Origin of the sequence: Mesorhizobium sp. B2-4-14 (genome assembly GCF_006442155.1) — a bacterium.
GTDB lineage: Bacteria > Pseudomonadota > Alphaproteobacteria > Rhizobiales > Rhizobiaceae > Mesorhizobium.
The window spans coordinates 14,073-28,005 of record NZ_VFVA01000015.1 but is presented as its reverse complement, the minus strand read 5'-3'; the positions used below and the strand labels follow the sequence as shown (position 1 = coordinate 28,005).

14 protein-coding genes and 2 pseudogenes are annotated in these 13,933 nt (G+C 62.3%); 4 read left to right on the top strand and 12 right to left on the bottom strand.

Annotated elements, in window-relative coordinates; translation table 11 throughout:
• Nucleotides 1-2 precede the first annotated feature (2 nt).
• The 9 genes and pseudogenes from FJ938_RS15210 to FJ938_RS15170 form a co-directional block, all read right to left on the bottom strand.
• On the bottom strand, nt 3-1,211 hold the full coding sequence (locus FJ938_RS15210; RefSeq protein ID WP_140695028.1) for an HNH endonuclease signature motif containing protein: 1,209 nt from the start codon (nt 1,209-1,211) through the stop codon (nt 3-5).
• Nucleotides 1,212-1,277: 66 nt separating this feature from the next.
• Nucleotides 1,278-2,558, bottom strand: a complete 1,281-nt coding sequence (locus FJ938_RS29510) for a hypothetical protein (RefSeq protein ID WP_181169107.1) — start codon at nt 2,556-2,558, stop codon at nt 1,278-1,280.
• Nucleotides 2,559-3,105: 547 nt separating this feature from the next.
• A complete protein-coding gene (locus FJ938_RS15200) occupies nt 3,106-3,531 on the bottom strand; it encodes a hypothetical protein (protein ID WP_140613205.1) in 426 nt (141 codons plus the stop codon).
• A 148-nt stretch (nt 3,532-3,679) separates the two neighbouring features.
• Entirely contained in the window at nt 3,680-5,746 is a 2,067-nt protein-coding gene (locus FJ938_RS29505) for a hypothetical protein (protein ID WP_181169106.1), read from the bottom strand.
• Between the two features lie 295 nt (nt 5,747-6,041).
• Nucleotides 6,042-6,896 carry a terminase family protein gene (locus tag FJ938_RS15190; protein WP_281407085.1) on the bottom strand — a complete coding sequence of 285 codons (855 nt, stop codon included), beginning with the start codon at nt 6,894-6,896 and terminating at the stop codon, nt 6,042-6,044.
• 52 nt (nt 6,897-6,948) lie between these two features.
• The gene (locus FJ938_RS15185; RefSeq protein ID WP_140695022.1) at nt 6,949-7,329 is read right to left on the bottom strand and encodes a hypothetical protein; all 381 of its coding nucleotides are present in this window, start codon (nt 7,327-7,329) and stop codon (nt 6,949-6,951) included.
• Nucleotides 7,330-7,444: 115 nt separating this feature from the next.
• Nucleotides 7,445-8,092: pseudogene (locus tag FJ938_RS15180) on the bottom strand (terminase family protein); the annotation flags it as partial.
• The gene (locus tag FJ938_RS15175; protein ID WP_140695017.1) at nt 8,061-8,447 is read right to left on the bottom strand and encodes a hypothetical protein; all 387 of its coding nucleotides are present in this window, start codon (nt 8,445-8,447) and stop codon (nt 8,061-8,063) included. The pseudogene FJ938_RS15180 and the gene FJ938_RS15175, both read right to left, overlap by 32 nt.
• Entirely contained in the window at nt 8,440-8,823 is a 384-nt protein-coding gene (locus tag FJ938_RS15170) for a hypothetical protein (protein ID WP_140695014.1), read from the bottom strand. The genes FJ938_RS15175 and FJ938_RS15170 overlap by 8 nt, the downstream gene beginning before the upstream one ends.
• A 332-nt stretch (nt 8,824-9,155) precedes the next feature.
• Between FJ938_RS15170 and FJ938_RS15165 the strand changes: the two are divergent.
• Nucleotides 9,156-9,383, top strand: a pseudogene (locus FJ938_RS15165) (transposase); the annotation flags it as partial.
• 241 nt (nt 9,384-9,624) lie between these two features.
• On the opposite strand, the gene FJ938_RS15160 reads toward FJ938_RS15165, so the two are convergent.
• Both FJ938_RS15160 and FJ938_RS15155 read right to left on the bottom strand, forming a co-directional pair.
• Nucleotides 9,625-10,422 (bottom strand): DUF1828 domain-containing protein, encoded by a 798-nt coding sequence (locus FJ938_RS15160; RefSeq protein ID WP_140695011.1) that lies wholly within the window; start codon nt 10,420-10,422, stop codon nt 9,625-9,627.
• A gap of 761 nt (nt 10,423-11,183) precedes the next feature.
• Entirely contained in the window at nt 11,184-11,552 is a 369-nt protein-coding gene (locus tag FJ938_RS15155) for a YbhB/YbcL family Raf kinase inhibitor-like protein (protein ID WP_140613186.1), read from the bottom strand.
• A gap of 190 nt (nt 11,553-11,742) precedes the next feature.
• Between FJ938_RS15155 and FJ938_RS15150 the strand changes: the two genes are divergently transcribed.
• Nucleotides 11,743-12,048: a hypothetical protein gene (locus FJ938_RS15150; RefSeq protein WP_140613187.1), complete on the top strand. Its 306-nt coding sequence runs from the start codon at nt 11,743-11,745 to the stop codon at nt 12,046-12,048.
• 47 nt (nt 12,049-12,095) lie between these two features.
• Here the strand turns inward: FJ938_RS15150 and FJ938_RS15145 are convergent, their stop codons facing one another.
• Nucleotides 12,096-12,524: a DoxX family protein gene (locus FJ938_RS15145; RefSeq protein WP_140613188.1), complete on the bottom strand. Its 429-nt coding sequence runs from the start codon at nt 12,522-12,524 to the stop codon at nt 12,096-12,098.
• 693 nt (nt 12,525-13,217) lie between these two features.
• Between FJ938_RS15145 and FJ938_RS15140 the strand changes: the two genes are divergently transcribed.
• Both FJ938_RS15140 and FJ938_RS15135 read left to right on the top strand, forming a co-directional pair.
• Nucleotides 13,218-13,397 (top strand): DUF3606 domain-containing protein, encoded by a 180-nt coding sequence (locus FJ938_RS15140; protein ID WP_140613189.1) that lies wholly within the window; start codon nt 13,218-13,220, stop codon nt 13,395-13,397.
• Nucleotides 13,398-13,476: 79 nt separating this feature from the next.
• Nucleotides 13,477-13,920, top strand: coding sequence for a GFA family protein (locus tag FJ938_RS15135; protein WP_140695008.1), 444 nt, complete (start codon nt 13,477-13,479; stop codon nt 13,918-13,920).
• The last annotated feature ends 13 nt before the right edge of the window (nt 13,921-13,933 follow it).

Here is a 13,933-nt window from a genome sequence, read left to right as displayed (position 1 = left end):
GACTAACTCCCTTGGTATCTTCGATTGGACCAGCGCACATAGTCGCCGGCATCCTGGTGCCGTTTTATGTGGTCTGCCCTAGTACGGGGTCGAATGTTTGATATGTGATCTGGCCCGCCGTCGGACAGCGGAATTTCGTGCGACACATCCATGTTCCGGCCGGTATCTGGGTCTTTGGGCCAAGGCTGTCCGTGCTTCTGCTCCCATTCCTTTCGCAACGCCTTATTGGATTTGTAACGTCCCGGGTGGACCAGGCTAAATGCACCCGTCCCAATATCTCCTGCCGCCGGACTATTTTCGGTATCACCGATTGAATCCACAGTTTGTCGCGTAGAAGCGCGAGCATCTTCGGCTACTGCTAGCGAGGGTTGCGGCGCGACGACACCTTCTGCGTCGAAGACAGCGGGACGCGACTCCCTCGCGATTCTCGTCGCTATCTGCCGACCAATCGCGCCAAGCCCCTCGGCGAGGACATTGCCGCCAGCCCCCAAAAGCGCTCCGGTAGCCATCTCGCGCACGATGTCGCGACCGTTCAGCGCCGCATCGACACCTCCAAACATCGCGCCGTCGGCAGCGGCGGTAGCGCTTCTTGCGAAAAGGCCCGGCAGGCCCTTGAGGCCTTCGGCCCCAAGTCTTCCCGTGAAGGTCAGGCCCGCGCTTTGAAGGCCATGACCGGTGGCGAAAGCGCCAAGTAGATTTGCGGCTACGCCAGCCGACCCGGCACGATCCTCTGCGTCTTCGGTTTCGGCTTGTTCGGCTGCCAGCAGCTCGTCATAGCTCTTGTCGGAGACGAGCGAGTGCATTCCGGCGGTGAACTTGTCAGACTGACCGAATGTTGCGCCGTTGGCCATGAGCCTGACGACGTCGTTCGTGGCCGCAAGCGGCTTTTGCCACCATGAGCCGGCGTCGAACCGCACCCGGGCGGGATGCGCGGCCATCTTGATCAGATCGGCCTCAAGGGCTTTTCCCCTGGCTGCGAGCTCGGATGGCGCAAAGCTCGGATTGCCTGCCGCGTTCTGACGCAGGCGGGCCAAGGCGGACCGGAAAACCTGTCCGGCGAAGGCGAAGCGAGCCTCCGGGTCGCGCACTGCCTTGAGTTTATCGCTCAACTCGATGATGCGCTGCTGCAGCGGCACGCTCTCATCGACATATCTTGCCCCAACGCTGTCCGCGAGTTCCTGCGGAACGGCCAACACCTTGCTGAAGCCCAACTGCTGCTGGGCAGCCCTGGCCCACGCGATGGCTGCCTGGAAATCCTGAGGCGTCGAGACCCTGCCTCAATCCGGAGCGTTGCCGTGAAACAATTGGCTGATGTAGGCGACGGGATCGGCGTCGCGGGCCGCCATGATCAGCTGGGCAGCGCCGGCCTTTACCTCGTACCGTTCACGCTCCTCCGGTGATCCCTCCGGTCCAGGTTCGAGATCCCGAAGCTCGGCATGTATCGCCTGGTTCGACACCGGGTACATGTCGGAGTACGTCTTGGCGACGTCGGTCGTTATCCGGAATTTTTCGAAACGGTTCGGGCCCTCGTCGGCACCGTAGACATTGACGAAATCCTGCGCGGTCGGCTGCTCCTCGGGGTATTTTCCGGTGGCGGCCATGACAGCCGGCGCGTTCTGCTCGGCAAGCATGACCCGCGCTTTGGCACCGATCAGTTGGGCCGCGGTGGCGTTGTTGGCCTGGTCCTTCAGCGCCGCAATATCACCTGGCTTTAGGTAGGTGAGCGCGTCGAGAGGCATGGCTGTCTCGCCATCTGGCGAAGTTGCTTCGCCGAATGCCTGGGCTACCTCCCCTTGCCGTGCGGTCCCCAGCTGCATCCGCACCGTCTCGCCCATGCCGTCGCTCGCCACCGGTCCGGCGCTCAGCATCTCGGCGGCGCGGCGCGGGTCTTGCGCGATCAGCGCTTGCATGCGCGCCTTCGCGGTGCTGGCGCGCCAGGCGGCTTCCGCCTGCAGCCTGATCTGCGGATCGAGGTTCATCTTGGCGAGAAGATCGAGACCGGTCTGGCGGGTGGCGTCGAAGGCGACGGTGTCGTTCGGATCGCTTTGCGCGATGGTGTTGAGCTCGGCGGTTTCGACCTTAAACCACTGGTCCTGTTCATATTGCTTGCGGCGCTGGAGTTGCTGCATTGCCATGCGCGTGGAGCCCGCGTCGCGCAGCGCTTCCTTGCGGCCGGCAAGGCCAGCGCCGACTTCAGGCGGCGCCTGCTTCACGGAGGTGTCGAACAGCGTGTCGAACTGGCCGGTCTTCACCACCTGGCCGGTGTGCGGATTGACCTGGCCGTAGACGGCGTCGTGCAGCCCGGCGCCGTCGGCCGGTGCGTTGGCCACGGCCTCGGCCTCGATCCTGGCGATCTCGCCGTCCAGCCTGCGGGCCGCGATCTCGGTGTCGAAGGCCTGCTGCTGCGCCTGGCGCCGTTCATAGTGCTCGGCAACAGCCTGCCAATAGCCGTCGAGCGGAGGCGGCGTCCCGCCCGCCGGCGCAGCGTCGGCATACGCCGTCGCATCGCCTGTATCGCGCCGGCGCTGGCCAACGGAGAGAGGAATGATGTGTACCATTGGCGTTGCCTGCCCAAACTAGTTTTGAAAAAAGGACGCGCGGCGCCGGCCATCGCGGCACGGCCGGATCGCGCACACGCCGACGCTGCGTTCTTGGGGGTTGTCGGATTGAGGATTTTGGAGAGAGCGGCGAAGTGCGTCCCGGGATGACAGATATCAGCGGCGCATTGCCTTGGTCAGCCCTGAGCAGAGCAAGGAGCAAAGCGGCGCGCGCGGACAGTAGGATTCATGGCGCGACCTGAGGGGACGCCACCACGCTGCGGAATCTGATAGGGGTGATTGAGGTGCTGGAGATCCCAGCATGGATTCTCGGGTCAAGCCCGAATGACGAAATGAAGTAGTTCCCTACCGAGACGCGCCCGGCGGGTCGCTCTGCCCGACAGCCCGTTTGCGTCCTGCCTTGGATTCCCCCGGATCGACCACCGCTTCGCGCAGCATCATCCCACCGTAGGGGGTCGCGGGCATCAAATCGACGCGCGGCTGCCTAACCATCCTTGCGATGGAAAAGCTGAACTCCTCGAACCACGGCAACTGGTCCAATTGCTACTTAGCCATCGTAGGGCTCAACCACCGCAAACGGAATGCCCAACGATTCAAACAGGTCAAGAATGCGTTCCGAAATGACCAGGCGAAAGGGTACCGCGATCCCGAAGTCGTCGCGCCCGGCCTTGCCGTTTACTTTCAGCCAGACAAAGGGTGGCAGCTCCAACCCAGGTTGATCCTCTTGACACTCTTCCGAGATAGTCACCTCAGCGTCGGCGAACGTTGCACCTGAAAAGCCCATCTTCTGCAGTGCGCGCTGGGTGTCCTGAGTGACGAGAAAACAGGGGAATGTCGCAACGATCACATCGCCGAACCAGCCCTCTACCACATAGTGAAGCCTGGTCACGACTGGCGGGTGGACGCTCCGGTCGAGAACGGTGTTTTTGCCAATCCCGCCAGCGACGTTCGGCCGTATTCTAAAGTATTGCATCACTCACCTATCGGGGGATTGAACAGATGTCCATATTTCTGATCGATATAAGTCACGTAGTCCAGCACTTGCCGACGGGTTGCCTCGGGGTGCGCCTCGTAAAATTGATCCCACTCGAATCGAAAAACGATCTTGTGCAAAAGGCTATCTAGTCCTTTTGGGATACCTCTAAGATTTTGAAGAGAGTGCATTTCATCTGCAGCAAAAAGGTCTGGATATCTTTCCCACACCTGCCGCTCCGCAGCATGGTGTACGACAACTTCTCCTTCCAGGGTTTGGCGCCCATGCTCACACGGTAGGCGGCATCTTCTGCTGCTTTGATCAGAGACTTCGTCTCGGCGGCTTGGCGAGCAATCGTCCCCTCGGCGGCAAGCTCTGATGTGGCGCGCGAACCGCTTGTTGCAAACTCCTCCAGGGGCTTGCCAAACCTGCCGGTCCTGCTGCGGACGATGGCCAAGCCTTTTGCAACGGCTTCGCCGACCACCTCCGATGCCAGGCGCCCTTCGGCGACCGCCCCTGAGCCAGGGGTGGCGGGCAGCTGCTCAAGGAAATCCAAAGGGGAATCGCGCAGGTCCCGGAGAGCCAGCCCAATGTCGTGCGGCGCTCGGCCCAGGGATTCGAAACCCTCGCTGAGATAGTTGCCGAAGTCCTCCGCGGCCTGTCGAAATGCGGACTTGGGCTCGTCGGCGCTCGCCGAAGTAGGCGATTGCTGCCCTGTCGCGGCAGTGGTGATCGGATCGATCTCGGCTGGTTGGTAAAGGCCAGCTCGGTCTAATTGCAGAGATAAGGCTTTCCGGGTCCCTGGGTCGGGCGCTGCCGCCAGAAGGTCACTTAGGACGGCGGCCCTATCAGCCTGCGGTCTATCGTTCCTGCTGAAGTCGTCGGCGATGCTTTGGACAACAGCCGCTGGTAGAGGTTGAGGATCCTCGATACCCAGTTGCAGTTGCGCAGCAACAGAGAGGGCGATCGCCCGATTGTATGCCTCCCGATTGTTAATCTCTGACTTGCCGGCTTGGCCAGTGACGTCGCTCCACGCGGCGTCGATATTGGGAAAGACTTCGCGAACATAGCCCGCAGGATCTGCCCGCCTCTCGCGCAGAGTCTTGAGGGTAGCAGCAGCCGTAACCTGATATCGGAGGTGGTCTTCGTCGGAACTTCCAGGGCCAGGCTCGGCATCGCGCAACGCCGCGTGGATCGCCTGGTTCGGCATGGTGCGCATGGCGAAGGCTTGGCGACCAGCGTCAATCTTTCGACTGAACTCCTGGTAGCGCTTGCCACCCTCCTCCTCGCCGTAAACGTCCACGAAATTCGTGGAGCTTGGCATTGCGCCGGAATAGTTGCCCGCATTGGCGATCGCATCCGGGGCATTCTGCGATGCGAGGTCGATATTGGCGCGCGTTTCGACCAGTCGGCTCACTGTCGCGGTGTGCGCCTGGCCGACCAACCGCCGAATGTCATCAGACGACAAACCGCCGCGAGTGTCACCGGCCTGCGGGTCGCTCGCCACCGGTATCGCGCTCAGCATCTCGGCGGCGCGGCGCGGGTCCTGCGCGATCAGCGCTTGCATGCGCGCCTTCGCGGTGCTGGCGCGCCATGCGGCTTCCGCCTGCAGCCTGATCTGCGGATCGAGGTTCATCTTGGCGAGAAGATCGAGACCGGTCTGGCGGGTGGCGTCGAAAGCGGCGGTGTCGTTGGGATCGCTTTGCGCGATGGTGTTGAGCTCGGCGGCTTCGACCTTAAACCACTGGGTCTGTTCATATTGCTTGCGGCGCTGGAGTTGCTGCATCGCCATGCGCGTGGAGCCCGCGTCACGCAGCGCTTCCTTGCGGCTGGCAAGGCCAGCGCCCACTTCAGGCGGTGCCTGCTTCACGAAAGTGTCGAACAGCGTGTCGAACTGCCCGGTCTTCACCACCTGGCCGGTGTGCGGATTGACCTGGCCGTAGACGGTGTCGTGCAGGCCGGCGCCGTCGGCCGGGGCGTTGGCCACGGCATCGGCTTCGGTCTTGGCGATCTCGCCGTTCAGCCTGCGGGCCGCGATCTCGGTGTCGAAGGCCTGCTGCTGCGCCTGGCGCCGCTCATAGTGCTCGGCAACAGCCTGCCAATAGCCGTCGAGCGGAGCCGTGGCCCCGCCCGCCGGCGAAGCGTCGGCATTTGCCGACGCGTTGCCCTTATCGCGCCGGCGCTGACCAACGGAGAGAGGAATGATGTGTACCATTGGCGTTGCCTGCCCAAACTGGTTTTGAAAAAAGGGCGCGCGGCGCCGGCGATCGCGGCACGGCCGGATCGCGCACGCCGTGTCGCGTTCTGGGGGTTTGTCGGATTGAGGATTTCGGAGAGAGCGGCGAATTGTGTGCCGGGATGACAGATGTCAGCGGCGCATTGCCTTGGTCATCCCTGAGCAGAGCAAGGAGCGAAGCGACGCGCGCGGACCATAGGATTCATGGCGCGACCTGAGGGGACGCCACGCTGGGTCGAGCCCGAGGATGACCATGTGTGTGGAGAGCCCGCCCTTATCTGAACGCGCTCAGCGGATCGCTCTGCCCCGCCTTCCGCCGCGCCGCCTTGAATTCCGAGGGATCGACCACCGCTTCGCGCAGCATCATCACGCCGTAGCGTGTCGCGGCCATCAAATCGTCTCGCAGTTTTACAACCTGACCGTCCTTGCGATGGAAAAGCCTGAACTCCTCGAACCAGTCCATCAACGTGGAAAACACCTTGAAGCGCCCGGATTGCATGCGGTCGAGCATCTCCATCAGACCGGCCTCGACCGACACCGAGCCGTCGGCAAAGCGGGCGTGGCCGGGCAGCATGTTGAGCCCATGCGCGGTATATTGCTTGGCCAGCGCGGTGCCCGCGCCCTCCAGCGTTTCGCGGCGGCCGTCGCGCGGCCATGCCCATGGCAGCCATTCGCCCCAGGGCTTCAGCGTCAGCGTCTGCATGGCCGGTGTTTGCCGCGAGGCTCTGGCGGCCTTGGTGACATAGACGACATCGGCCTCCGTGTCCCAGGCGAGTTCGACCGCGGCCGAGGGATGGTCCCAGCCGAAATCAAGCGCCCCGATGCGCGGCCAGTAGCGCGGCAGCCGAAACGGCTCGCAGGCGATCAGCGCCTCGGCCACCGGGAAGATGCGCCCCGAACCCAGCACCGGAATGCCACGCGCCCGCGCCTCGCGCTCATGCACGGGGTAGGCGGCGACGATCGCTGCGCGCTCGTCTGGCGAATAATGCTCGGCATCGTCGATGGTCATGAAGGTGACGTGACGGGACATCGAGGCCTCCGCAGGCTTGGGTTCCTCGCCCCACGCATGTGGGGGAGAGGTGGCTCGACGAAGCCGAGATCGGCGCCGACCTTGCGGGCGAAAGTGAATGCCGCCCGGCTAAGCGTCATCAGGTCTTACAATGCCGCAGCCACGGTCAAACTCAGGATTTGTAGCCCTCGTTGAGGCAGTCATTCTGCCAGGCCCAATCGAAATCGGGCCTCGACATCGACTGGCGGCCAAGTCCTGCCTCCACATAAGGGCCCGCCGTGTTGTCGATATAGACAATGAAGCGGACGTTTTTCCAACCACTGCCGGCCTTGGCGCGCACGACGCCGCAGGTTTGGCCGCTCGAACTGTCACCAGTGAGCTGGATATGGGAGAAGGTGGCCGAGCTGTCGTTCACCTCAACGCGCATCTTGTCCTCGGCTGCCGAGATCGCATTGGCGCGCCAGTCGCCGCCGTTGCAGGCTGCGAGCAATCCGCACAGAAGCAGCAAGGCCTGCCTGTCGAACCTAACCGCCGCTACTCGCTCGCTGTTCATCCTTCGCAGGGCTAGGCACCACTGGTTTAGAAACGGTTCTGCTTGACGGATGGATTTGAGGGGCTTGCGTGAATGATCGAACCGCTCACCCCATCTTCTCCACCTCACCCGCCGACAAAAACAACAGCACCACGTCGCTCATGCCGAGCAGCGGCGTGAAGGTGACGATGGTGATGCCGCCGGTCGCATTGGTGCGGGTCAGCCCTTCGGAATAGATGTCGAGCGGCGGTTCCTCGTCGAACCAGACGCCGTGCAGCGTTTCGCCCTGCCATTTCTCGCGGCCTTTTTCGAAGCTCTTGAATGACAGCACGCTCTCGCCCGCCTGCAAATCGCCGCCGCCGCCATGGCGCACCACGACGCTGTCGAGCGCGCCAGGGGCGCCGCGGCCCATGATGGTGTCGACGATGGCATCGGCCGGGATCATGCCGGTGCCCCAGGCCGCCTGCTGCTGCGGCGGGCCGACCAGCACGCGCTGCGGGTTGTCGCGCGTGCCTTCGCCGGTCACGCCCGCGGCCCACAGGCGGACCGGCGTATCGAAGACCTTGCCTTGCCACCAGCCGGGGTAGCGGCCGGTCAGATGCATGGCCCATTCCGCGCCGCCGGCCCGGGTCTTGCCGAGCTGGTTGCCGGCCATGAACAGTCTTTCGCGGTTTTGCGCGCCTGCCGCGTGAAACTCCGCCTGCCGCCGATACGGCTCATAAGAGGCCAGTTGGTTGGAGCGACGCCGGCGGTCAAGCTCCGCCAACAGCGCCAGATATTCCATCCGCGCCGAGCTCAGCGGTTTCGTCGAGGAACGGCCTGACGACGGCCTCGAGGGCGCGGATGCGGTTGCGGATCTCCTCATCGCTCAGGGCATCCAGTTGGTTGACGGCAACATCGAAATCCTTGGGCAGCACCGAAAGCACGATCTTCAGATACTGGTCCGGCTTGTCGGCCCGCACCTCGGCGATGACGCCGGCACCGTGCGCGCGGAAATCGGTGCGCACCGCGGCGAGAAAGTCGTCGCCAAGCGTTTTCTTCGACCGTTTCGGGCGGGGTTTGGGGGCAGAGGCCGGGGGGGCTACGGGTTTTCGCCTTGCCCTGCCGCGCGCCGGCCTGGCGGCGACTTCATCAGCCATTGGCCTCGCCCATCGCGTTTACGGCGATATCGCTGGCGGAGACCGCCCTGCCCGCCTTCGGCACCCGCCTTGCCGGTTTCCTCGAGCGGGCAGCCTTCTTCCTGGGCTTCCTCGGCTTTGCCGTCCCGGCAGGCTTCGTCGCCTTGGTTCGGGCCCTGAGCCCCGCCAGGGTAAGGCCAACAAGGCGCGCGCCGCTGCCCGGTCGCGGAAAGCAAAAGCCACCGGCCGCGTCCCGCATCATGCCGATCAGCACGCCGGATGCGACTTGTTCGATACGGCCCAGGCGCGCTTGCGGCGCCGCGTCCTCGAACTCGCCAATGGCGCTGACGACCTCGCGGCCGTCATCGTCGGTGATGATGGTGGCGTAACGTGGCATGAGGGTTCTCACATCTCGCAGAAGTTCTGTCGCGCCCCCCTCTGTCCTGCCTCCCCTTCTGGGGGGAATTGCAGTTCGGGCGCCTCGCCCGATCTGGCGGCCTGGGCGATTGGCGAAAGCCGGGATGACGGCCAATCTCCCCACCTGTGGGGGAGATGTCCGGCAGGACAGAGGGGGGCGCGGTAGAGCGCTGGCGCGCAAATTGCAGCCGAGGCCGCAAAGCCAGAAACACAAAACCCGCCTCGGCGGCGGGTCATTGGCGCAAATCAGCACCATGGCCAAATATGTAGCATGGCTGCCCTCAGCCGGTCAACGATTTCCTAGGAAAAAATTCCAATACGATTGAGAACGTGTTCTCAGTCTTCAAGCGCGGCATGATCGGCGTCTATCAGCATTGCGGCGAGGCTCATCTTCACCGCTACTTGGCCGAGTTCGATTTCCGCTATAATCGCCGCACGGCGCTTAAGGTCACCGACACCGAGCGCCACGACCAGTTGCTTGCAATGATCGAAGGCAAGCGCCTTACCTATCGGCGGATTGGTGAAGCCGGTCTCGCCTAAGCAGAAGGCGAGATGCTTAATTGCCCTTCGAAAGAAATCGAAATGCGACTCCTAGACGCCCGTGATCTTTTCCACAGAATTTGCCAAGGCATTGAAAGTAAATCGGGGACAAATGTTCTTTATCCGCAGTTAAGAGCGAGAAGCTTTTTTTGCGGGAGCCGACTTTGGCTTTGTGCTTTTCACCGTAGGCTTCGGCGGCGTTTTCAGCATTCGCTTAAGCGTGTCGTTGAACCGTTCAGTGTCAGTGGACGCTTGCCGCTTCGTTGCCGACGACGACGCGGGCGATTCGTTGGATCGTGTCATGAGGACCACTTTTGTATCTGGGCAGCGCATCAAGTCGGTTGTCTGCCTGAAGGCGCACTTTCTGGCTGATTGAGTTCTCTGTCTCCAGCACGGCCACCACCGATAGAGGTTGGTGCACTACGCTTTCTGCCATGACGCGCAATAGCATTGCCTGCCAAAGCTTGGATTCGTTGGTGGCGATAAAGAGCGCGACGGGGTCTCGGTTGTCCGGATAGAAAACCATATCTGGCGTCACGTCCGCCAAATCGGGAGAAACCGGTTGGCCCTCGACATAGCGGACATGGCGTTTGTCCATCTCTTCCCTGATTGCGGCCCTCACATCGTCCTCGAACGCATTCTTTACGCGCTCTACTGTCAAAAGAACCAGATCGTTCAAGCGAAGCAGCAGGGCCGAAAATTCGAGGATGGCCTTTGGCAGATCAGCTTCTGCTATGCCTTCTCTAAAAATTTCCCCCATTTCCTCGTCATAGGCGGCCCCATGCTGCTCAAGTATCTGGGACAATGCCTCCCGGCGGCTGGCAGCGTCCATCGTGGCGCCTTCAGCTTCGAGGAAGGCTAGCGTGAGGGCGTTATCGACAATGCGGTAAACCCCGGCCTTGGGACCAAGCGCGTATATGCCGATTAGGTCTCCCGAAACGAAGTTTTGATAGGGCGTGCAAATAGCCACACCGCCGTCAAAGGCAGTCACTTGGACGTTCTCGCAGAACGCCCTGCATATTTGCTCCTTCAGGCCCATGGCATCGCGTCTATCACGAATATATCGGGTTGCTGATCTATACCGACAAGGCTGCACGCAATCGCCGTAGCGACCGTATCACCCATAGCATGACCATCGTTAAGCATTTTCATGTGGCGATGATAGGACTTCGGTTCAGGAATGCGCTTGGTTCCTGACGGCTTTACGATCCCTACTGACAAGTTGTCAGTGTCGCCGCAAACGGTATGCACATGCCAACCGCCATGAGTTGCGTGAAACTCCCACCTCGCCAACACTCGGAAATCCCCACCGACTTCCTCGCCGAGTGTGGCGATAAACTCTGGAACAAGGGTGTGATACGCGACTAGCACCCTATAGCCACGCCCCTTGGTAGTAAAGCTTATGGTCTGCCATCGGTATCGACGGGTAAGAGGATAGGCTTTCCCTCTCTTCTTACTGAGAGGGAAGTCCTTGGCTTTCAGCTTCTCGTCGCTCCACAGAGAGAACGCGACGCTTGCTTTTCTCGGTCTGATTACGTCAGTCACCCGCATGATTGATCTATGCGGATTCCCGGCCTGTCACGCAACGGCTACCCCTATGGAATCGCCCATACTTTGTCACGTATACAATTAGGAAAAAATTCACATCGCCTCAAAACGGCGTGATCCGAGTCTGACATGCATGCCGGTTTTTCAGCAGCCCGGGAAAAGTGCGCGGCCGGTTTCCGCCCGGATTGCGTCAAACCGGCGAGATGGCTCACGATCCCGACCCGGCCCCCACCCACGCGTTAAACTTCAGTGTCACGGAAAACGCTTTCGCGCCTTCGCCGTGGCGAGGATCTTACCTGTGCCATCGAGCGCCCTCGCCGAGATCTCGTAGGTATGCGGTTTGGGCGGGCATGGCCCGCGATAGCTGAAGGTTCCGTAGGGCAAGGTTTTCTGGCCAGCGAAGGCCACCTGCCCACCGCCATGCTTGAAGTCGGGCGCGTCCAGGTCGGTCATCCTGAACGCCAGGGTCTTCGTCCCGGCGGGAACGCCCGAGAGTGTTATCGGCGGCGATTTCGGATCAAAACACTTGGCTGTCGGCCCCCATTCGAACGTCATCGTCATGCCGGCGGACGCGGCCGTCGTCATCGCCATGATAAAACCAAAGGCTAGAGCAAGTCGCATACACACCTCCTGCTTCCTACCCGGCCCGCGCCAGTATAGTCTCTTTTCCCGCACAAGGCATCGCGGACACGCGGCTCCATCGCGGCGCGCCCGATGGAACGTCAGCCGCCCGATCAAGGGACCATCGCACCGTCATCCGGATCGGAATAGGCCTTCATGCGTTTGGAATCCATCGAATGAGAGCAAAACCATGAACGTCGCCAATCTGCAAATCGAAGGTCTGCTGATGGCCATCGCCGCCATCAACCACGCCCTTGTCCGAAAGGGGGTGCTGTCGGCCGAGGAAATCGACATCGCCTTGCGCAAAGCCGAAGCCAGCGAGACCAGCGAGGAACGATCCGAAGGCATGTCGTCGTCGAGCAGGGACGCCGTCAATTTTCCCATCAGGCTGCTGGAACTGGCCAACCAGTGTCAGCCGGAAGCGGACATACCCTCCTTTTCGAAACTGGCCCGCATGGTGGGCCAGATGAAAGAGGCCTATAACGACCAGATGTGAACCCAGACCGGCCTGGGCCGCATCGGCCGAGACTGGCGGTCTCGGCCTCACGCCCTGCCCGGCCATCCCAGGTTCAGCGCCAGCATCCTTCCCGGTCCGTGCACCGCCGCGAACAGCAGCCCGGCCAGGAAGGAAAAATGGTCGACGAAAAAGCCGAACTCGGCCTGGTTGCCGGCCCAGTGGCTGGGGCCGTGGAAGGCAAAGCCCAGGAACAGCACATAGGCCGCGGCGATAAGGGCCGCCTGCGAGAAGAAGGCTCCGCTGAGGAAACACAGCACCAGCGCAACCTCCAGGATCGCCGCGCACCAGGCAAGCAAGAGCGGAAACGGAAAACCGGCGGCGGCGATGTAGCCCGCGGTGGCACCCATGCCCATGAACTTGAAGGTCGCCGCTATGAGGAAGACGGCGGCGAAGATCAGGCGAGCAATGAGAAGGGCCGCGGTCTGCCACGGCGATTGAGCGATTTGCGAGGGCATGGTCGTTCTCCAGTTTGGTTCGCCCACAGGACGCGCCGCCGGGCACCGATCCGACAGGCCTCGGCAAATTTTTCCCCGCCTGTCCCCTGGCCAATCCGACACAACCGATTCCGGCTTGCCAGCTGATGTACCCAGCGTTCGAGGGAGAATCCGGCCAAGGCCTTGGCCATCGGCGCGCCGCGTCATGCGGCGCTGACGAAATCACGAACTTGTCCGTAACCATGATCGTGCTATGGTCAAGGTGGGGCTAATGCACTGGTATAACCGGTGCAGTGTTGGGTGGATAAAAAAAATTGGGCGCGAGCGTCAGATTGGGGACGGAGTCCCCTCTGGTCCGGTCACCGGTTATGGAATGCAGTGGCTGCGGTGGCACCGGGCAGGTTTTCCAATGCCCGCGCTGGACGAGTTCCAATGGCCTTTGCTGCCCGGCCGGCACGCACCAGCGCGGCTGCCCTGGCGTAAGCGCGCCTTGCGCCGAATGCGGCGACGCCAGCCGGCACGACGCCGACCCCGTCTGCCCCTCGGCCTGAACCGGACGTTTGCGACCGGCGCCAGGCAGGCCTTATCCGGTCCGTCCGCCGCCTTCCATGGAACCAGCGGCGTCGATCGCTGTTATGTCTGACCGCGGCATCGCGTGCCGAACCAGGGTTCGACGCCTTCGCGACCGGCCGCGGACGGAAAGCGAGGCCCGGCATGCCCGACGACAAATCGAAGATCAAACAGGACCGCAAGCAGGTTTCGAGCGAGGAGACCTACGAGGTCGCCGCCTTCGCCCGCAAATACGGCATCCCGCAGAGCGAAGCCCAGACCATCATCAAGCGCTACGGCCCTTCGAGGAAGAAGCTTGACAACCACATGGCCGCGCGCGGATAGCCGGCGGCATGCCAGACTGATGAAGCCAGAGTGACGGGGCCAGCCTGACGGAGGCCAGACTGACGGAGGAGCCGCTATCATGTCCGACACGACACGCAGGACCGGCAGTTGCCTGTGCGGCGGCGTGCAGTTCGTTGTCACCGGCCGGCCGTCGCGGGTCGGTCTTTGCCACTGCAAGGACTGCCGCAAGGCGGGCGGCTCGGTCTATTCGGCCTTTGCCATCTGGCCGCGCGACGCTTTCGAGACATCGGGCGAAGTTGCCTCCTATGGCACGCGCAGCTTTTGCCCGACCTGCGGCGGCCGCCTTGCCTGGGTTAGCGACAAGGAGGCCGAGGTGATGCTTGGCAGCCTCGACGTCGCGCCGACCGACCTTACTCCCGAGTACGAATTGTGGATCGGCCGGCGCGAGGCCTGGCTGCATGCCTTGCCCGGCACCGAACAGTTCGAGCATGACCGGCCGGAGGCGCCAGACGCCGATTTGCCGGCGGCCAGACCTCTGTCGGACGCCGTCGCGCACGACTGAAAATTGATTTTTC

Excerpts from the sequence above, each read along its gene's own strand:
- FJ938_RS15200 (WP_140613205.1), bottom strand. The coding sequence starts at position 3,531 with ATGCAATACTTTAGAATACGGCCGAACGTCGCTGGCGGGATTGGCAAA.
- FJ938_RS15135 (WP_140695008.1), top strand. The coding sequence starts at position 13,477 with ATGTCCGACACGACACGCAGGACCGGCAGTTGCCTGTGCGGCGGCGTG.
- FJ938_RS29505 (WP_181169106.1), bottom strand. The coding sequence starts at position 5,746 with ATGGTACACATCATTCCTCTCTCCGTTGGTCAGCGCCGGCGCGATAAG.
- FJ938_RS15140 (WP_140613189.1), top strand. The coding sequence starts at position 13,218 with ATGCCCGACGACAAATCGAAGATCAAACAGGACCGCAAGCAGGTTTCG.
- FJ938_RS15170 (WP_140695014.1), bottom strand. The coding sequence starts at position 8,823 with ATGCCACGTTACGCCACCATCATCACCGACGATGACGGCCGCGAGGTC.
- FJ938_RS15175 (WP_140695017.1), bottom strand. The coding sequence starts at position 8,447 with ATGGCTGATGAAGTCGCCGCCAGGCCGGCGCGCGGCAGGGCAAGGCGA.
- FJ938_RS15145 (WP_140613188.1), bottom strand. The coding sequence starts at position 12,524 with ATGCCCTCGCAAATCGCTCAATCGCCGTGGCAGACCGCGGCCCTTCTC.
- FJ938_RS15185 (WP_140695022.1), bottom strand. The coding sequence starts at position 7,329 with ATGAACAGCGAGCGAGTAGCGGCGGTTAGGTTCGACAGGCAGGCCTTG.
- FJ938_RS15150 (WP_140613187.1), top strand. The coding sequence starts at position 11,743 with ATGAACGTCGCCAATCTGCAAATCGAAGGTCTGCTGATGGCCATCGCC.
- FJ938_RS15155 (WP_140613186.1), bottom strand. The coding sequence starts at position 11,552 with ATGCGACTTGCTCTAGCCTTTGGTTTTATCATGGCGATGACGACGGCC.
- FJ938_RS29510 (WP_181169107.1), bottom strand. The coding sequence starts at position 2,558 with ATGGTACACATCATTCCTCTCTCCGTTGGCCAGCGCCGGCGCGATACA.
- FJ938_RS15160 (WP_140695011.1), bottom strand. The coding sequence starts at position 10,422 with ATGGGCCTGAAGGAGCAAATATGCAGGGCGTTCTGCGAGAACGTCCAA.